The sequence below is a fragment of the Paenisporosarcina sp. genome, assembly GCF_057785155.1.
In genome coordinates this window covers 19908-39597 of the sequence record NZ_JBYNRN010000036.1, presented here as the reverse complement: position 1 = coordinate 39597, position 19690 = coordinate 19908, and the positions used below count along the sequence as shown (strand labels likewise).

At 35.4% G+C, this 19690-nt stretch carries 14 protein-coding genes and 1 pseudogene; 12 read left to right on the top strand and 3 right to left on the bottom strand.

What is annotated here, in order from left to right:
• The first annotated feature begins 26 nt into the window (after positions 1-26).
• The 9 genes and pseudogenes from AC3EA5_RS13705 (at position 27) to AC3EA5_RS13665 (ending at position 13401) form a co-directional block, all read left to right on the top strand.
• Positions 27-1601, top strand: a complete 1575-nt coding sequence (locus AC3EA5_RS13705; RefSeq protein ID WP_488608849.1) for a peptide chain release factor 3 — start codon at positions 27-29, stop codon at positions 1599-1601.
• 367 nt (positions 1602-1968) lie between these two features.
• On the top strand, positions 1969-2991 hold the full coding sequence (locus tag AC3EA5_RS13700; RefSeq protein ID WP_488608848.1) for an EAL domain-containing protein: 1023 nt from the start codon (positions 1969-1971) through the stop codon (positions 2989-2991).
• 196 nt (positions 2992-3187) lie between these two features.
• A complete protein-coding gene (locus tag AC3EA5_RS13695; protein ID WP_488608847.1) occupies positions 3188-6256 on the top strand; it encodes an efflux RND transporter permease subunit in 3069 nt (1022 codons plus the stop codon).
• 515 nt (positions 6257-6771) lie between these two features.
• Positions 6772-7857, top strand: a complete 1086-nt coding sequence (locus tag AC3EA5_RS13690) for an SDR family oxidoreductase (protein ID WP_488608846.1) — start codon at positions 6772-6774, stop codon at positions 7855-7857.
• A gap of 229 nt (positions 7858-8086) precedes the next feature.
• Positions 8087-8764, top strand: a pseudogene (locus tag AC3EA5_RS13685) (TerC family protein); the annotation flags it as partial.
• Between the two features lie 292 nt (positions 8765-9056).
• Positions 9057-9833 (top strand): hypothetical protein, encoded by a 777-nt coding sequence (locus tag AC3EA5_RS13680; protein ID WP_488608845.1) that lies wholly within the window; start codon positions 9057-9059, stop codon positions 9831-9833.
• Positions 9834-9932: 99 nt separating this feature from the next.
• Entirely contained in the window at positions 9933-10688 is a 756-nt protein-coding gene (sigI, locus tag AC3EA5_RS13675) for an RNA polymerase sigma-I factor (RefSeq protein WP_394188636.1), read from the top strand.
• Between the two features lie 2 nt (positions 10689-10690).
• Positions 10691-11836, top strand: a complete 1146-nt coding sequence (locus AC3EA5_RS13670) for an anti-sigma-I factor RsgI family protein (protein ID WP_488608844.1) — start codon at positions 10691-10693, stop codon at positions 11834-11836.
• Between the two features lie 215 nt (positions 11837-12051).
• Positions 12052-13401, top strand: a complete 1350-nt coding sequence (locus AC3EA5_RS13665) for a TrkH family potassium uptake protein (protein WP_488608843.1) — start codon at positions 12052-12054, stop codon at positions 13399-13401.
• 23 nt (positions 13402-13424) lie between these two features.
• Here the strand turns inward: AC3EA5_RS13665 and AC3EA5_RS13660 are convergent, their stop codons facing one another.
• Positions 13425-15176 (bottom strand): B12-binding domain-containing radical SAM protein, encoded by a 1752-nt coding sequence (locus tag AC3EA5_RS13660; protein WP_488608842.1) that lies wholly within the window; start codon positions 15174-15176, stop codon positions 13425-13427.
• A gap of 188 nt (positions 15177-15364) precedes the next feature.
• Between AC3EA5_RS13660 and AC3EA5_RS13655 the strand changes: the two genes are divergently transcribed.
• A complete protein-coding gene (locus AC3EA5_RS13655; protein ID WP_488608841.1) occupies positions 15365-16807 on the top strand; it encodes an ATP-binding protein in 1443 nt (480 codons plus the stop codon).
• Positions 16808-16911: 104 nt separating this feature from the next.
• Positions 16912-17358, top strand: coding sequence for a MarR family winged helix-turn-helix transcriptional regulator (locus tag AC3EA5_RS13650; RefSeq protein ID WP_488608865.1), 447 nt, complete (start codon positions 16912-16914; stop codon positions 17356-17358).
• Positions 17359-17862: 504 nt separating this feature from the next.
• Here AC3EA5_RS13650 and AC3EA5_RS13645 read toward each other — a convergent pair.
• Entirely contained in the window at positions 17863-18564 is a 702-nt protein-coding gene (locus AC3EA5_RS13645) for a hypothetical protein (protein WP_488608840.1), read from the bottom strand.
• Between the two features lie 48 nt (positions 18565-18612).
• Complete coding sequence (locus AC3EA5_RS13640) at positions 18613-19227, bottom strand: CPBP family intramembrane glutamic endopeptidase (protein WP_488608839.1); 615 nt, start codon at positions 19225-19227, stop codon at positions 18613-18615.
• A 184-nt stretch (positions 19228-19411) separates the two neighbouring features.
• On the opposite strand from AC3EA5_RS13640, the gene AC3EA5_RS13635 reads away from it, so the two are divergent.
• Entirely contained in the window at positions 19412-19600 is a 189-nt protein-coding gene (locus AC3EA5_RS13635) for a hypothetical protein (RefSeq protein WP_488608838.1), read from the top strand.
• Positions 19601-19690 lie beyond the last annotated feature (90 nt).

The window sequence follows — 19690 nt, the reverse complement described above, 5'->3', positions numbered from 1 at the left end:
AGGTAAAAGAAGGAGAATCATTATATATGAATAACCAAATTCAAGACCAAATAGAATCCAGAAGAACCTTTGCAATTATTTCCCATCCCGATGCTGGGAAAACAACGATGACCGAAAAATTGTTGTTTTTTGGCGGCGCTATTCGTGATGCAGGAACTGTAAAAGCAAAGAAAACGGGTAAATTTGCTACGTCCGATTGGATGGAAATTGAAAAACAACGTGGGATCTCTGTAACCTCGTCTGTTATGCAATTCGACTACGATGATTGCCGAATCAATATTTTAGATACACCTGGTCACCAAGATTTCAGTGAAGATACGTACCGAACATTAATGGCTGTTGATAGTGCCGTGATGATCGTCGATGTTGCAAAAGGGATTGAAGCGCAAACGATTAAACTATTTAAAGTTTGTCGACTTCGTGGAATTCCAATCTTTACTTTTATTAATAAAATGGACCGACAAGGTAAAGAACCTTTGGAGTTAATGGAAGAGTTAGAAGAGGTTTTAGGTATCCAATCGTATGCGATGAATTGGCCAATCGGTATGGGGAAAGAATTTTTAGGGATATATGACCGCTACAACAACCGCATAGAGCAATTTAGAACAGAAGAAAAAGATCGCTTCTTACCTGTAAGCGAATCTGGAGAGCTTGCAGTTGATCATCCGATGAAGGAATCGACTTATTACAAACAAGCAATGGACGACATTATGTTGTTAAATGAAGCGGGTAACGATTTCGATGTTGAGAAAATTAAAAATGGTGAAATGACACCTGTATTCTTTGGTAGTGCGTTAACTAATTTTGGTGTCCAAACATTTTTAGAGACCTACTTACAATTTGCGCCAACTCCACAACCAAGAAAAACAGATAATGATGTAACAATCAATCCAGTATCTGATGAGTTTTCAGGTTTTATTTTCAAAATACAAGCAAACATGAATCCAGCCCATCGTGACCGCATTGCTTTTGTAAGAATTGTTTCTGGTAAATTTGAACGCGGCATGACGGTTACCTTGGCTCGAACTGGTAAAACATTTAAACTAACTCAATCGACTCAGTTTTTAGCAGATGATCGTGAAACGGTGAATGAAGCGGTCGCTGGCGACATTATTGGTCTTCACGATACAGGAAGTTATCAAATTGGGGATACAATCACTGGTGGCAAAAAATCATTCATGTATGAAAAGCTACCTCAATTTACACCTGAACTTTTTGTGCGTGTAACAGCTAAAAACGTTATGAAATCAAAGCATTTCCACAAAGGGATTATGCAACTCGTACAAGAAGGCGCTATACAATACTACAAAACATTGCACACAGAAGATGTTATTCTAGGTGCAGTTGGTCAACTTCAATTTGAAGTTTTTGAACACCGTATGAGAGCCGAATACAACGTCGAAGTTCGCATGGAGCCAATAGGTAACAAAATTGCTCGATGGATTATGAATGAAGAGATGGTTACTGAATCGATGTCTAGCCCAAGAAGTATGTTGGTGAAAGATCGATTCGAACGTTACGTTTTCTTATTCGAAAACGATTTCGCGATGAGATGGTTCCAAGATAAGAATGAAAGCATCGAACTGTACAGTTTACTTTAATAATATTGTTCCTAATTTAAAATGAATTCTTAGATGAGACGAAGTGTATTTGCTTCGTCTCGTTTTTTGTGTTTTTAAAGAAGCTTAGATTATCTATTTGTAAAAGAATCTTCTTTGAAATCAATTATCAGCTTAGACAATTACAACTGAGATGGTGATTATTCTAACTAAGAATGAGATTTTTCGAACTGAGAACGGCAAAATTCTAACTGAGATTGATAAACCTCTAACTGAGAGACCATTGGTCAAATTAAATTGTGGTAAAAAAGGCCTGTGATATAGAGGGCTTTTTGTATAAATAGTTTTCTTTTGTCTACTAATACGATAAAATTAGGATATATAAATAGATAGAATTGAGGAGAATTAGATGAATAGTTGCATCCACTGTGGTATTTCATTTGATTTTTATGAGAAAGGTTTTTTCTTTATAGAATCAAATACACCAAAACCAAATTTGCCTCAAAAGTATGAAATGATCAATGATTATTTAGGATACTTCATATATGATTCTTTACTTGAAATTGAGCAAGAATTGAATGAGTTAGATAATCAGGACGGCATTCGAATTGGATTATCGAGATCTAAGAGAGTCGAACGCTTAATAGATGTGAAAACTTTCAAATTGAGATATGAAGAAAAAGAAACCGTCAATTTCATTCAACATGGTGAAATGATGAGTCATTTACAACCAATTATTGATATTCAATCGAATGAGATTTTCGGATATGAATCTCTTTTGAGAGCATCAAGTCCTGACGTGTTTATGTCACCAGGGAAGTTATTTCAAGTGGCGTCACAAACAGGATTACATTCTCTTTTAGATCAACGTGCCCGAGAAGAAGCAATTAAAGCACGTAATGGGAAAATCTCTCCAGGTGTCAAAAGTTTTATTAACTTTTTACCTTCGACTATTTATAATCCTGATTTCTGTTTGCAACATACATTCCGTATTGTCGAAAAGTATAAAATTGATCCAGCTGATTTAATCTTTGAGGTAGTAGAGACCGAAAAAATTGAAGATGTGGACCATTTAAGATCTGTGTTAGATCGGTATAAAAAAGAAGGAATGAAAGTTGCGCTTGATGACGTCGGTGCAGGTTTCTCAACGGTTGATATGTTGGAATTGCTTCAACCAGATTATGTGAAAATTGATCGATCGTATATCAGTTTTTGTGATCAAGATATGGAGAAACAAAAGTTTTTAAAAGAAACAAACGAAAGAGCCCAAGCTTTAGGAATTAAAACTTTAGCTGAAGGAATAGAACGAATTGAAGAGTTTGAGTTATGTAAATCGCTAGGATACAACTTAGCACAGGGTTATCTTGTTGGAAAACCAGCCGCTCAACCCACACTAGATGCTAATTGGCTTGCTAGATCTTCATCAAGATAAATCATTGAAATCCCTTAAGTTCTTTATGAACAATTAAGGGGTTTTTATATTTTTCTTTATGCGAAGTCGAATAAAATAAGTAGTTGTTCATGATTCCTACACAACTGTTAAACATTTCTAATATTCATATTTGAACAAAGATACTGTAGAGCATATGATAGACATAGAAGCTTTTGTAGGAGAGGATTTACACACAATGAAAATTAGCGATTTTTCTATTAACCGCCCCGTATTTACGACTGTCATTATGTTTTTAGTATTAATTTTAGGAGCGGTTTCTTTCTTTAGAATTCCAGTTACCTTAATTCCAGAATTGAACCCTCCGATTGGCGTTGTCGTAACTAGTTATCCAGGTGCTAGTCCGACTGAAGTTAGCGAAAAGGTGACTAAGCCTCTTGAAACAAGTTTGTCGACACTGCCTGGAATAAAATCTTTGCAATCCTCTTCGCAAGAAGGCGCGAACTTTATTCTCATGCAATTCGATTGGACAACCAATATCGATGATGTCCAAAGTGATATTATGCAACGAATTGACCAAACTCCTGTACCGGATGAAGCACAAAAACCAAGGTTTTTAAAATTCGATCCAGCACAATTCCCAATTATTCAATTATCACTCCGTGCTCCAGAGAGTGGCGGAGATGTTAGAGTTATAGCGGAACAACTCGAAAAAGAACTTCGTCGAACGGACGGAGTTGCGAGTGTAAATGTATCCGGTGCATTAGTGGAAGAAGTTCAAATTTTACTTGACCCTAAAAAGTTAGAAGAAAAGGGACTTGCTCAATCTGATATTGTTCAACTAATACAGTCAAACAACATTTCATTCCCTGGAGATCCGATTGATACAGAGGATGGAAAAAAATTAACGACACGTATTATTAGTACATTGACTACAGTTGAGGACATTGAACAACTTGTCGTGACGGTAAATCCTTTAGATGGTTCATCAATTACGATCGCAGATGTCGCTTCAGTCTCACTTGGCGAACAAGAAGCATCTACTGAAACAACGGCTAATCAGGAACAAGCTGTTTTAATGTCTGTCCTTCAAGAGTCAGGTGCCAATACAGCTGATGTTTCAACAGCATTTAAAGAATCTTTGTCAGAATTATTAGCAGACAAGGATTACGAAGGTGTTGAAGCTGATATCCTATTTGACCAAGGGGATTATGTAAAATTAGCAATCGGCAATATCGGTTCGTCATTAGGCTATGGTGCTATATTTGCCATGCTAGTTCTATTTGTTTTCCTTAGAGGAATAAAAAGTCCGATTATTATCGGTATCGCTATCCCATATTCCGTGATTGTAACGTTTGTTCTTATGTATTTTGCGGACTTTGCTTTAAATATTATGACACTTGGTGCTCTGGCATTGGGAATTGGGATGTTAGTCGATAATGCCATCGTAGTTATTGAAAATATTGAACGTCATTTAGCAATGGGCAAAGATTCGAAAAGGGCAGCCATTGATGGAACGAAAGAAGTTTCTGGTGCTATTACCGCATCAACCTTAACGACGGTAGCCGTTTTCGTACCGGTTATCTTCATTACCGGATTGATCGGACAAATCTTTACTGAATTTGCCCTTACGATTTCCTTTAGTTTAATTGCCTCATTAGTCGTTGCTTTGACGGTAATTCCAATGCTAGGTAGTCGTATGTTAAAGAAACCCAAAGGAAATTCGGAAGCAAAAAGAAGACGTTCGAAGGCTTATAATAATTTTGAAAGATCTATAAAATGGGCTCTAGGTCACCGTACTGTGGTCATCATCGTAACTACGGTAATGCTTGGACTAAGTGCGCTAGGTTTATTCCAAGTAGGGACGGAATTTTTACCTGCTACTGATGAAGGATTTGTCAGTGTGAATGTGGATCTTGAAAATGGTTCTTCATTAGAGGCAACAAAAGAAGTAGTAAGCGAAATTGAATCCATTTTCAAAGAACAAGCTGAAGTGGATGTATATGTGAGTTTAATTGGCGGAACACAACAAGGGCAAGCTCAAGGATCATCTCAGGCAAACCGTGCTGAAATCTATGTGAAATTAGTTCCTTTAGATGATCGAGATCGCTCAATCTTTGAGTTTGTAGATGACGTTCAACCACTCGTACTAAAAGAAGTAGGAGAAGAAGTTGACGTACGTTTCAATTTACAAACGGCTGCAGGTTCTACTCCAAATTCACTATCGTTTACAGTTACTGATTCTGATAATCAACGATTACAAAGTGCGGTCAGTGACATACAAGATTCATTATCAAAATTAGATTCAGTTACAGAAATAACAAATGATCTTGAAGATACAGTTGATGAAATACAAATGACGATAAATAAAGAAGCTGCAACTGAGTTCGGTATGCCTCCAGCTCAAATTGCGCAAATCGTTAACAATGTTACTCGTGGTGTATTCGCCACACAAATTATTTCAGAAAACGATGATGTTTATGGCGTGTTTGTTCAATTCGATGAACAATATCGAAGTAGTATTGAACAATTAAAGTTATTGAAGTTAAGAACACCTTCTGGTCAATTTGTAGAATTGCAGGAACTTGCAACGATTGAAATTGCAGAAGGTCCAGTATCGATTAGACGTGTAAATCAAGCAAATTCTGTAGATTTTACAATTAAATATGCATCATCCCTTTCACTAGGAGAAATGTCTGATCAGGTGGATGAAGCAATTGCTGAATCGAACATACCTGAGGAAGTTGACATAACCTTTGGAGGAGATCGAGAGCTATTTGAAAGTGCAATCAATGATATGATGCTCGCTGTATTACTTGCAGTAGCCTTAGTTTATATCGTGATGGCAGCTCAGTTTGAATCCTTTAAATACCCATTTGTTATTATGTTCTCAGTTCCACTTATGATTATTGGGGTTGCTCTTGGATTGTTTGTTACTCAAACGCCAATTAGTATTACCGCAGTTATTGGTATTCTTGTTTTGGTAGGGATTGTTGTGAACAATGGGATTATGTTGGTTGATTTTATTAACCAACGTAAAGGGGAAGGTTTGAGTTCTTACGAAGCAATCGTTTCTTCGGCTCGAGATCGCGTGCGTCCAATTTTAATGACGGCTTTAACAACGATTCTAGGGCTAATGCCTTTAGCTATCGGAATAGGTGAAGGAACGGAAATTAATCAACCAATGGGAATTGTCGTGATTGGTGGTTTAATCAGCTCGACATTACTAACGTTATATTTAATCCCTGTACTTTATAGTTTGCTCGATAAAGAAACACGAAAAAGAGCAAAAGAACCAAAAGCATAAACAGATAAGAGACTGTCTTCTAAGTCAATTTGTGACTAGGAGATGGTCTCTTTTTTCATGCAATAATATCATTTTAAACGCTATTACATCTTTCGTGGCTAGCGTATTGATGCACTATAAATAGGTACAGGTAGTTTCCACCGATTTACTTCAATTCAGCACCATGATTGTGTTTTTATTGTATGTTTTTCTAACAAAACTTCTTAGTTGCAGTCTTGGATATAGTAATCGTCGGAAGTTTTATTATTGCAAGTAAAACTGGTTATTCATGTGCTTTTGTTGATTGGAATGGCGGCGGCGACTCCAGCGGAATCAGCAAGAACTGAAGACCCTGGACTGAGCTACGCGAGGGAAGCGGCTGAGGTCTTGCTCGCGGAAAGCGTCCGCCACAATGGAAATCAACATTATATATATTTTTATATGCTATAAAACGTCTCGTCATTTTAAAATATTACATTGTTATTTAGCTAGTATTTTTGTAAAATTCAATTAATACATATTTTGGAGGAATGAAGATGCAGGTTCCATTGTTCACAGGTTTTCCAGGTTTTATTGCCCAGCAAATAATGAATGAACTGATTGAACAAAGGAAAGTAAAAGAGATGTATGCTCTTGTTTTACCAAGTCAAATGGAACACGCTCAAACCCTAGCTAATTCGATGATGAGTCAGGTACAGGAATTGACCATCCATCTTGTTGAAGGTGACATTACGAAACCTCATTTAAATATTGAAGGTAATCTATTAGAAAAAATTCAACAGGACATCAATACTGTTTGGCACTTAGCTGCTATATACGATTTGGCAGTCCCAAAAGAAGCAGCAGTACGTGTAAATGTCCAAGGAACAGCTATGGTGAATGATTTTGTGAAAACTCTGCCCCATTTGCGTAAGTACATCTATTTTAGTACTGCCTACGTTGCTGGAACTAGAGAAGGCTTATTAAGAGAAGATGAATTAATTCGTCCTGAGTCATTTAAGAATTTCTATGAAGAAACTAAATTTGATGCTGAAGTGTTAGTTGAGGAATTAAAAGAAGATTTGCCCGTAACGATTATTCGACCTGGAATCGTACGAGGACATTCAAAAACAGGATCAACCATTAAATTTGATGGACCGTACTTCTTTATTAATATGATTGATCGATTAAAGTTTTTACCGTTCATTCCATTTGTCGGCAAATCAAAGGCTTATATTAATGTCGTACCAATTGATTATGTAGTCAAATCAGTGGTGTATTTAAGCGAGAAAGAAGAGGCGAATGGGAAAACGATTCATTTAACTGATCCGTCATCTCATCCGGTTGAAGAAGTTTATCGTCATATGGTTGCTCAAATAACCGGCAAGCAACCAAAAGGAAGAGTACCACTGACATTAGCGAAAGTAGGATTAAATTCAAAATTACTTAGGAAAACATTAGGTGTTGAAAAGGAAACTTTGGATTACTTAACTTGGTCTGCTCAATTTGATACGACCGTCGCGAATTCATTGCTAAAGGATAGTGAGATTCGGTGTGAAGATTTCATTGAAAGTCTTCCCACGATGTTGGCGTTCTATGAACTTCATAAAAAAGATAAACAATATCATGTCGTCATTGAATAGAATTTGTTTACAGTGAATTCGATTGTGGTATAATAACTAATGAAAACTTTATCTACTTTTGACTGTTGTCAAAGGGGAGTAGCTATAGGGAAACCTACTTCATAGTCGTCATTACATGGCTTTTGCCATCGGTTATGATAGCCATTTTATTAATGTGCTTAGCAAGACCTTTGCCTTTTTTAAAGGCAGGGGTCTTTTTGTTTTCAATACATGATTAAAGGAGATAATTATGGAAATTTTATCAGCAGAATTTTTTGTGGCCTTACTTTCAATTATTATGATTGATTTAGTATTAGCAGGAGACAATGCCATTGTTATTGGTATGTCTGCAAAAAACTTACCTCTTCATCACAGACGTAAAGCGATTATGTGGGGTACAGCTGGAGCAGTGGTAATTCGAGTTTTAGCAACATTAGCTATCGTATGGTTATTGAAGATCCCAGGTTTACAGTTAGTTGGGGGTATCATTTTAATTGGTATTGCTTACAAACTGTTAATTGAAGATGGAGATGCTGGTGATCATAAAAGTTCAACCACTCTTATGTCAGCGATTGGTACAATTATTGTAGCCGATACAATTATGGGTCTAGATAATGTTCTTGCTGTGGCAGGAGCTGCTCACGGAGATTTCTTATTAGTTGTGATTGGTTTAATTATTAGTATTCCGATTATGGTATGGGGAAGTACACTATTTGTTAAATTAATTGATCGTTATCCAATCATTATTTATATTGGTTCTGGTGTATTAGCATTTACAGCTGCACGTATGATTACGCATGAACGATTTTTAAAAGATTTCTTTGAATCTAATCCACTTATTACATGGTCAATGATTGCATTCATTACAGTAGCGGTACTTTTAGCAGGTAAGTACAAAAATCGTAAACTGATTGAGATTGCTGATGAAGTTGAAGAAGCTAACGAAATCGAAAACAAAGAAGATGTCGTAATTGAAAACGAAATCGAAAACAAAGAAGAAGTCGTAATTGAAAACGAAATCGAAAACAATGAAGAAGTAGTAATTGAAAACGATCTAGAAAATAAAAACGACAAAATTTAATGTACAAAAACTGGTAGCATCTAAAAGATGTTTCCAGTTTTTTTTTTATTACCCCCCAAAAATAATAGGGACTTAACGTATAGTATGTCGAGCATCAATTTTAAATGAAAGATGCTAATAATTTGACGGGGTGAAGTAAATGAAAAACTTAAAAACTTGGAAATCGATTAGTGCTACATTACTTGCAGCAACATTAGTAACATCAACATCTGCACAAGTATTGGCAAATGACACAGAAAAAGTTGACACGTCTTTTGAAACAGTAAACTTACAAGAAGCATTAGAAAATGTAAAAGAAGAAAATGTATCATCTGCAGATTTAGAAGTTATTTCATCAGTAGTACCAGTCGGATATTTAGCAAATAACATTTTTGCATTATCAATGAATTTAGAAAAAATTAGTAATCCTAGAGCGAAAGAAGCACTTCAAAAAAATATTGAACGTGCTATTGCAAGATGGGAAGCTAAACAAAAAGCAGAAGAAGTTCCAACAACTCCTGAAGAGGAAACAACTCCAACAGAAGAAGAAACTACAACACCTGAAGAAGAAGTAGTAACTGTGCCTGAGGATGTTGTAACAACACCTGAAACTGAAGAAGAAGAAGTAACAACTTCTGAAACGGAAGTTACAACACCAGTTGTTGAAGAAAAAGAAGAGTTGAAAGATGCTGAAAAGAAAGCTTTGAAAAAAGCTGAAATTGCAGCAAAAAAAGCTGAAAAATTAGCTGAAATTGCAGCTCATAAAGCAGCAGTAAAGGCAAAAGCTGAAGAGAAAAAAGCTGCTGCCCAAGCAAAAGCTGAAGAGAAAAAAGCTGCAGCTCAAGTAAAAACTGAAGAGAAAAAAGCAGCTGCACAAGCTAAAGCTGAAGCAAAAAAAGCTAAGCATGAAGATAAAGGTAAAAAAGACAAAGATTAATTGTTAGGTAACTGACATATAAAACTACTTTTCATTTTAATAAGAACCCGTTACAATCGATAAGAATTAGTCTATCGAGTGAACGGAAGGTGATTGCATATGCTACTAGCGTCAATACAAGGTTTATTTGTACGCAAAAGTAATAACTCAAATATTGAGCCGCTAGTGGCTAAAGCAAAGGATGGGGATGAAGAAGTTCTAAATGACCTTCTTCTTTCCTATGCACCTTATATGAAGAAAACAGCATCATTTGTTTGTAAAAGGTACATTCACGAACAAGACGACGAATACAGTATTGCATTATCAGCATTTCATGAAGCCATTCAACACTATGAAGTTTCTAAAAATGCTTCCTTTTTAACTTTTGCTCATCTGCTGATTCGGCGTAAACTGATCGATCATATTCGCAAAGAAGCTCGACGCAAAGATTCACCTGTTGGGTTAGGACTAGATAGTTCAGAAGATGAATTAGATGCATTTGGGACACTCGAATCCTCTCATTCATTCGAACAGTTTACAGCGGAGCAGCAAGCTGCAGAAAGAAGAGTACAGATTTTTGCATATGAACAGTTGCTAAAACCATACGGATTATCATTTCAAGAATTAGTGAAGGTCTCGCCTTCACATGAAGATACACGTCAAACGGCGTTTCAAATCGCTCAGATTATCGCAGAATCCGACGAATTCTATGAAACATTCTTACAAAAAAAACAACTTCCAATGAAAGAATTAGAAGAGTTAGTGATGGTTTCTCGTAAAACGATTGAGAGACAAAGGAAATATATTGTGGCCATTGTGATCTTATTAAAAAGTGATTTAGATTATTTAAAAGATTATTTAAAAGGACGGATGTAAAAATGAACAAACAAAAGGGAATCGTATTTGAAAATACGTCTTCATATAGTATTTTTTTAACAGATGATGGTCGATTCCTAAAAGGGATTCCTGACTCTGTGTCTGAAGTTGGGGAAGAAGTATTATTTCGTCCTTATGTAGAAATGGTTGCATTTAAAAAGCCAAAGAGAACGGCATACATGGCACCGCTTATTGCTGCAGTGGCAATCGTATTTATGTTTTTCTCTGTATTGTTACCGTCACAATCGAGGGTATCAGCGTATGTACAGATGGATTTCAATCCAAGTATTGAACTTGGAATTGATAGCCAAGGTGATGTACAAGTATTTAGAGGTTTAAATGAAGATGGAGTTGCCTTAAAAAGAGATATTTCCTTTTGGAAAGGTAAGTCGTTAACATGGGTTATGTCTAAAATCGTTAATGAATCCAATGTGTCATTTGAAGACGAGAGTCAATTTGGAATTACAACGATCATTTCAAACAACCAAAATCAAGTGGCACTCGAAAAAATTATTACAACAGCTGTAACGCAAACGACTATAAAAGTTGCTCCAGAAAAAATTAGAATTAACCAAGCCACTACTGAGGAACGTCTTCAAGCAAATGAAAAAGGCGTATCTGTTGAGACTTATAAAGAATCACAAGGAAAAGTGAATAAGAAAGAAAAACCTTTAGAAAATCAACCAGTTACACTTCCAAAAGAAAAGAAAGCTAAAGAAAAAGAGAATTCATCAAATCAAGGTAAGGCTAAACAAAACATAAATAAAGAACAACCAAAAAAAGAAAAGAAAAATAACGGTAAAAATAACGATAAAAACAATCAACGTAAAAATAAAGAACAAAAGATAAACAAAGATAAACAAAAAGAAAAAAATGACCAGAAAAACAACGGAAGACCAAACAATAAAATCAACAAAAACAAAGATAACAAAGTCAACAATGAAAAAGTGTCAAATTCTTCTCAATCAAAAAAGTCGGACCAAACAAGAAATAATGAAAGAAATCAGCACAAATCACATGATTCAAAACAAAAAAAGAATGACTTTAAAAAGCAATCAAATAATAAATCTCATAACAATCAAAAGGGTCAAAAAAACAAAAATGACCATCCATCAAAAAATTCTAACGGTAAAAAGAATGATCGATGAAAACTTTGCAAGCTTTTCATATGAAAAGCTTGTTTTTCTTTTGTTCTATTGATGTATGTGAATAAGTAGAAGGGAATCTGTTTATGAAAAGCATTGTGTGCGCGAATTAGATCGCACCATTTGGTTTTCTATATAAGTAATCCTTTCTTTTTCTAGTTTTTTTTCTTAGAATAGGAATATGACTCTCGTGTCTGTTGAAAGGACTTGACTGATTTATGAATCCATTTGTTCGACGAATACGAAGACTGACACCCGCACAAGCTATCGTTTCCTATTATTTTCTTGCGATTGCTTTTTCTGTCTTGTTATTAAGTTTACCGGGTGTCCATCAAGATGGCGTGAAAGTTCCTTTTTTAGACAGTGTTTTTACTGCTGTTAGTGCTGTTAGTGTTACTGGTCTTACAGTTATAGACGTATCACAAACCTACTCAACTTTTGGTATCTTTATGCTCATGCTTGTTCTTCAATTAGGTGGAATTGGCATTATGTCACTGGGTACTTTTATTTGGTTAATTGTTGGTAAAAAAATTGGTTTACGTGAACGTCAGTTGATTATGATGGATCATAACCAACACTCTCTATCTGGTGTCGTGAGTTTGATAATTGAAATCATAAAAATTTTATTATTAATTGAGGCTATTGGTGCACTAATCTTATCATTTTACTTCACTCAGTTTTATGAATCATTTTCACAAGCATTTATCCATGGACTATTCGCTGCCGTATCTGCAACTACCAATGGTGGTTTTGATATTACTGGACAGTCTTTAATGATGTATCATAACGATTATTTTGTTCAAATCATCAATATGATTCTCATTATTTTAGGCGCAATAGGATTTCCAGTATTAATTGAAGTAAAAGCGTTTTTGTCTAACAAAAATAAAAACTTCAGATTCTCTTTATTCACAAAGATTACAACTGTCACATTTGGTGTATTATTAGCCGTTGGGACTGTTGTGATATTAGCTTTAGAGATGTTTAATTCTTTTAAAGGCATGTCGTGGCACGAGGCATTATTCACAGCGATGTTTCACTCGGTATCATCCCGTTCAGGTGGCCTCGTCACTTTCGACGTTACTCAATTCAGCGAAGGAACAAACATCTTTATGAGCGCTTTGATGTTCATTGGGGCTTCCCCAAGTTCTGTTGGTGGGGGAATTCGTACCACAACGTTTGCGATTGCCATATTATTTTTAATTAACTTCGCTAGAGGTAAAAGTGAAATACAGATATTTAATCGAGAAATAGAATTAATCGACGTTTTTCGTTCTTATGCTGTCATCATTCTAGCCATTTTCATGGTTTTAGTTGCGACAATGGCATTATCGATATCTGAACCGAATTTACCGATAACAGCACTTGTCTTTGAAATAACCTCAGCATTCGGAACTTGTGGAATGTCTTTAGGTATAACGGATGATTTATCTAACTTTGGTAAAGTGTTAATTATGATTCTAATGTTTATCGGGCGAGTTGGATTGATCTCCTTTTTGTTCACAATAGGTGGACGAGCGACAAAAACTAAATATCAATTCCCAAAAGAACGCGTAATTATCGGGTGAAAAAAAGAGCAAATATCCTGTACTCAGGATATTTGCTCTTTTTGAATAAATGAAAATTGTGGAGATTGTCCTGGCTTATAGTAAGTTAATAAATAACCGTCTTTTGCTTGAAGCGTATTTTCGTGCTCAAGTGCAGATAAGTCCAATGAGAATGGGACAAGAGAAGTTTGTTTGTGAACTTCACGTTCATGCAAAGATAACTGTGCAAATTGTTGTCCTGCAATTAAAGGATTCTCGATTATTTTTTTATAAATCATCGATTGCTCTTCTCTTGCCATTTCTTTTTCCCACCAAGGTTTTCTCGGTTGGAACTTTTGATGACTTAGATAATCTAGTTTCATTAAACTACGGACAGTCGACATATGTGCTCGTCCATCAAATAAGAGAAACTCTTCTAAACGCTTGAACAAATCTTCTAATTGATGGCCAATTCTAGACCACCCTTTATTCTCCCAGTACGATCCAAAGTCTTGGAAGAAGTCAAAAGGTGTTTCAAAGGTAGTTGTAACTAGATATTCAACCGTACGGTCTAAACGGTGAGCGTTCCAATATTTCTCTAAAACATCTTCAGCTTGCTTAATACGTAGCATATCGTCAAAACTTAACACGTTATTAGAGAAAATTTCGTAAGGAGCTTGATCAACAAATACATACCCGTATTCTTTTGCTTGTATCCGTAATCCTGTACCACGTAAAAGCTTCAAAAAGCCAAGTTGTAATTCTTCTGGTCTCATTTCAAATACATCGTTAAATGTTTGTTTAAATGAAGCGTAGTCTTCTTCAGGTAAGCCAGCAATTAAATCTAAATGTTGAGCTATTTTGCCGCCTTCTTTAACCATTGTTACAGTTCTCGTTAATTTCGCGAAATTTTGTTTCCGTTTAACGAGTTCGTTTGTTAAGTCATTTGTCGATTGAACACCAATCTCAAAACGGAATAAGCCAACAGGTGCATTGTCATTTAAAAATTGAATGACTTCCGGGCGCATAATGTCAGCAGTTATTTCAAATTGAAATACAACACCAGGTTTGTGTTCGTCGATTAAGAATTGGAACATTTCCATGGCATAGCTTCGGCTAATATTAAACGTGCGATCAACAAATTTAATAATTTTTGCACCATGATCCATCAAATAGCGAATATCATCTTTTACTTTTTCTCGGTTAAAGTAGCGAACGCCTACTTCAATGGAAGATAAACAGAATTGACAGGAAAAAGGACATCCTCGACTCGTTTCTACATAAACAATTCTTTTCGATAAATCGGCAAGATCTTCTGTAAATCGATATGGAGAAGGCATTTCACGTAAATCGATTTTTGGTCCCATTGGATTTAGCATAAACTTGTCTTCTTTTTCATAGCATATTCCAGGGACATCTTTTAATTCCATATCACCTTGTATGGCATGGAGTAGCTGTTTAAAGGAAACTTCACCTTCACCCATGACAATAAAATCAATCTCTTTATTTTCCTTTAACCAATAGTTAGCATCATAAGATACTTCAGGACCGCCAAGAACAATGACAGTTTCAGGACTTACTTTCTTTAACATACGGACAACTTTTAATGTTTCTTCAATATTCCATATATAACAACTAAATCCGACAACATGCGGTTTTTTCAAAAAAATGTCGGATACAATCGAAAAGGCAGGATCTTTTATCGTATATTCCGCAATCTCAGGATTAAAATCTGGTTGAGCTGCTGCTTTTAAACAACGCAAAGCTAAATTTGTATGAATAAACTTTGCATTAAGTGTTGCAATTACTATGTTCATTTAACATTCTCCTTTACTACATTTGTTTATTTTAACAGGGATATAACTTACAAACAATATGCCACTATATACCTATTCAGTTTCATACTTTAGTATGGAATAATCGGAGTTACGTGTTCGTATTTTTTGTTTATTCAGAATATAAAATTAATAATAGTATAAAAGTATTAAATAAAGTGAAAGGTTCGGTGAACAGTTTGATTGGAAGCAAAAGGAATCAAGTCTTCGAATTTTTGTTTCAACAAAGTCAAAGTCCAGTGTTCATATTAAGTCCAGATCAAAATTGGATTGATTTAAACGACGCTGCAAAAGAGCTTTTTTTACTATCCTCTGACATTCCTTTTCACGAAATGTTGGACAAGGAATCCAAAAACATATGGTTCGATTTTCTCGATGAAGTCATAATACATTCAACTGCTTCCTGCCAATTAAACTTCCGTCCTAGATCACAAAAAGAATACTTATCATCGACGATAACAGGATACTTTGATCCAGAAGCAAAAGAATTGTTCTTTTGTATGAAAGAGTGCAAGAGTCTTCCTGAAAATAACATCTCTTATGTTGATTTTTTTAAACACGCAAAACATGGTCTAATCCTATCTGATTTAGCAGGAACAATCGTTGATATTAATCATCAAGCTGAAGACTATTTTTCGATAAAAAAAGAACAAGTATTGGGTTTACCAGTCATGCATATACATTTACTTTTTAAAGAATCGACAAAAGAAATTGAGGCTTTTTATCAACAATTGAAAGCAAATAATTTTGCAGAAATGACATTAAGACGATATGAATCAAATAACACGGAAAAATACTATCATTTTAAAACGAACTTTAATAATGTAAATAACTTGTATGTAACCGTTATTAAAGATGAGTCCGAGGTTGTGTCTCTAAGAAAGAAAGCGGCACATGAGGATTCTCTTTCAACGCTAGGACAACTTGCAGCAAGTATTGCTCATGAAATTCGAAATCCAATGACGTCTTTAAAAGGGTTTACCCAGTTGTTAAGTCAAACGGTGACCGGAGAAGGAACGAGATATATTCAAGTTATAGAAAATGAATTGAACCGCATGGATGAAATTTTAAATGAATTCCTGGTACTTTCAAAACCAACAAATCGTACCAAAGATATAGTGTGTATCAATTCCTTGCTCAACCAAGTCATTGAATTTATGCAGCCGCAAGCGATTATGTATAACACCGTGATTCATGATGATTTGTCTGAAATGGAAGAGACTTGTATCCTAGGTGATTCTTATGAATTGAAGAAAGTGTTTATAAACATACTTAAAAATGCAATTGAAGAAATGACTTCTGAAGGAGTTATTAGAATTTACAAATCAATCACTTTTGACAATAAAGTGAAAATATCTATTAGTGATAAGGGGAGGGGAATGACGAAAGAACAAATAGATCAAGTATTTCTTCCTTTCTTCACAACGAAGCAAAATGGAACTGGTTTAGGACTTTCACACGCCATTCAGACTGTTGAACAGCATGGTGGGTTTATTGAAATTGAAAGTGAACTGAATCGAGGGACAACCTTCCATTTATATTTACCACTAAGTACCGTTGGAAATAAACTTGAGAGTAACCCAATACTATTGAATTCACCTAGTGCAAGGTGATTTTATATTCATAGTACGGAAGAAGGAATGAGACATTTTGACAAAACTCTTTGATTCCCTATATACTTGTGGTAATTCAAGACATTGGGAATAAGGTGATGAAGTTGAAATCCGAAGAAATATCGCAATCATTAAAGTTATTTATAGTTTTATCAAGGTCAAATAAAGCTCTTCATGAATGTACCAATCAATTCTTTCAAGCAAATGGGTTAAATCCAACTGAATTTGCCGTGATGGAACTGTTGTTTCACAAAGGTCGTCAACCACTTCAAAAAATCGGTAATAAAATTTTACTTGCAAGTGGATCAATAACGTATGTGATTGATAAATTAGAAAAGCGCGGATTTATTCACCGTGTGAATTGTCCGTCCGATCGTCGAGTTACTTTCGCTGAGATAACGCCAGAGGGTGAAGCTTTTATGGCTAAATTATTCCCAGAGCATGAGCAGCAACTTCATGAAATTATGAATGCTTTAACATCTGAAGAAAAAGACCAAGCTATCTACCTGCTTAAGAAATTAGGTTTATCAATAAAGAATTTATCTTATTAAAGTTTTTTCGTTAAACATAGCTTGCGCCCAAAATGGTGCAAGCTATGTTTTTTTGTGAAAAAAGAGAGTGGTCGGCTATTTCTTTCACTTTCCGGGGAAGAAACGCCAGCCTCCTCGTCTTGCAAGGTCACTATCTCAATAGCGGTTATTAATGTTTATTTAAGATGCAGCATGTTAACAAGACCTAGGAAAGTCAAGTCGATAAAATAATAAAATTAAATGTACCTGTGAGTAATGAAGTGCAATATTGTATTTATTAATTACTGCAACTTTAATTGATTGGAATGGAGGGGGCGACTCCGAGGGGATCAGCACGAGCTTTAGACCCTGGACTGAGCATCGCGAGGGAAGCGGCTAAAGCCGTGCCCCCCGGAAAGCGTCCACCGCAAGGGAAATCAATAATTTACGCTAGCTGTGATACTTATAACTGTCATAAAAGAAAATCAATGCAAAAAAGGACCGTCTCTCAGTCATTTAATGACTAGGAGACGGTCCACTTTTTAATTACTCTTTCATTCCAATAGTTTCGCCCATTTTTAAGAATGCATCAGTCATGCTTTCATTTTTACGATCGAAAATAGTTAATCGAACAATTAGGTCACCTTGTTCAAATACAATTCCTGAAACAGTTCCAAGATCCGTAACGACTTCCACACCTGATTGATTAGAAATCCCAGCTCCTTGAGGAAGCTTAGCGTCATCTTCAATTGTTACTGGTTCACTCCCGATACTTACTGCAGCCATAGTTTGAAGCATGTTTTCACGAACAAAATCGATGGATGCATCAGCTTTGGAAAGCGTTTCAATACGCATAAAGACCGCATCATTTTCTGTTAGATAAAGTGAATCTTTATTCGGTTCTTCACCTGTTAATTCGAAACCTTCTAATTTATAAATAGAATAGTTTTGATCGTCACTATTCGTAAGAGTAGCTGTCTCTTCTTTTGCCTCACCTTTAACACTGAAGGATAAAGTTTTTTCAGGACCTCTTTCCTCTTCAACTTCTTCTGAATTTGTATCTTCAGTTGATTCGTCTTCTGTCTCTTCAACTGTTTCTTCTGGTGTAGTCGTTTCTTCTTGTTCAACTTCTTCTACTTCTGATGATGTATTTCCTTGACCTGAGTTTGTATCTTCCGAAGTATTACAAGCTGCTAGCATTGAAATTGATAGAGTAATTGATGCCATTAATAACCAATATTTCTGCATGTTAAAATCCCCCTTTAAGTAAGTAGACGTGATGTCGTGTGATTTGTTTCAAGAAGTTAGTGGTAAGACCAAAAACAGGAGTATGGTCATTGTGATATGAGCAATTATAATGAGGGGCATACTACGTTTCCACTCGTACAAAAGTCCCCAAATGAATCCTGAGAAACAAGCTGCAATAACACCTAACCAAAAACCACTAAATGATAGCGAGAAGCCGAATAATAAGGCAGCTGTTACAACTGCAAAGAATGGACTCATATAGGCTTTGAGTTTTTGTTGAATAAATCCTCGCCAAAATAATTCTTCACCTGGTGCGATAATTAACATTAATAAAAGATAATGCCAAACAGTGGTAGGTCCATAACTTTCAAGAAAATTCTCTACAGAGAGAATGGTTTGATTTGAAAAAATGGAGAATAAATGAAATCCGGCTGCTATTAAACCGTATGTCAAAGTACCATATCCTACACCGAAAACGAGGAATTCCCAAGTTTGAACTTCGTCTTCCATTTTTCCATGGACAAATGAGGCGGCTATAAATAACAATGTTGTAAAGGTGTACATATACCAAAAAATGTTGCTATTTGAAAATGTGAAATATAATAACAAATAGGCAGCTGGAATATAAAGAACCCAACGTTGGGCAGATGCAATCCAATTCATTTATACACCTCCTAAATAATAATTCATTCGATAATAATCGAATAAGATTGAGCGTGATGAGTTGAATAATATATTGTATACTTTCGTATAACAAGTGTATGCATACCTTATAGTTTGCATCAAAAAGGTAAGAAGGTAAAGGTTTTTTAGTAAAAATGACAATAAGAAGCTAGGGGAGAATAGAGTGGGGAATTTTGAAAAAGCAATACAAGATCTTAAGGAAGGAAAAATCGATTCTTTAAGTATTTCAAAAGAAGATTTTCTTGAATTTAGAGAAATATTAATTCAACAAATAGATTTTAAACACTTTCGTGGAATTGCACATCAAGGTGGATCTGTCATCTATACGTATGAAAGGGTTGCAAGAAGTTAAGTTGATGTCGGAATTTGTCGGAATATATCTCTGTAGAAAATTTACTTTTCGTGTATAATAATGGATAATATGAAGTTTTTTTAAAGGAGC

Excerpts from the sequence above, each read along its gene's own strand:
- AC3EA5_RS13705 (WP_488608849.1), top strand. The coding sequence starts at position 27 with ATGAATAACCAAATTCAAGACCAAATAGAATCCAGAAGAACCTTTGCA.
- AC3EA5_RS13700 (WP_488608848.1), top strand. The coding sequence starts at position 1,969 with ATGAATAGTTGCATCCACTGTGGTATTTCATTTGATTTTTATGAGAAA.
- AC3EA5_RS13695 (WP_488608847.1), top strand. The coding sequence starts at position 3,188 with ATGAAAATTAGCGATTTTTCTATTAACCGCCCCGTATTTACGACTGTC.
- AC3EA5_RS13690 (WP_488608846.1), top strand. The coding sequence starts at position 6,772 with ATGCAGGTTCCATTGTTCACAGGTTTTCCAGGTTTTATTGCCCAGCAA.
- AC3EA5_RS13680 (WP_488608845.1), top strand. The coding sequence starts at position 9,057 with ATGAAAAACTTAAAAACTTGGAAATCGATTAGTGCTACATTACTTGCA.
- sigI (WP_394188636.1), top strand. The coding sequence starts at position 9,933 with ATGCTACTAGCGTCAATACAAGGTTTATTTGTACGCAAAAGTAATAAC.
- AC3EA5_RS13670 (WP_488608844.1), top strand. The coding sequence starts at position 10,691 with ATGAACAAACAAAAGGGAATCGTATTTGAAAATACGTCTTCATATAGT.
- AC3EA5_RS13665 (WP_488608843.1), top strand. The coding sequence starts at position 12,052 with ATGAATCCATTTGTTCGACGAATACGAAGACTGACACCCGCACAAGCT.
- AC3EA5_RS13660 (WP_488608842.1), bottom strand. The coding sequence starts at position 15,176 with ATGAACATAGTAATTGCAACACTTAATGCAAAGTTTATTCATACAAAT.
- AC3EA5_RS13645 (WP_488608840.1), bottom strand. The coding sequence starts at position 18,564 with ATGCAGAAATATTGGTTATTAATGGCATCAATTACTCTATCAATTTCA.
- AC3EA5_RS13640 (WP_488608839.1), bottom strand. The coding sequence starts at position 19,227 with ATGAATTGGATTGCATCTGCCCAACGTTGGGTTCTTTATATTCCAGCT.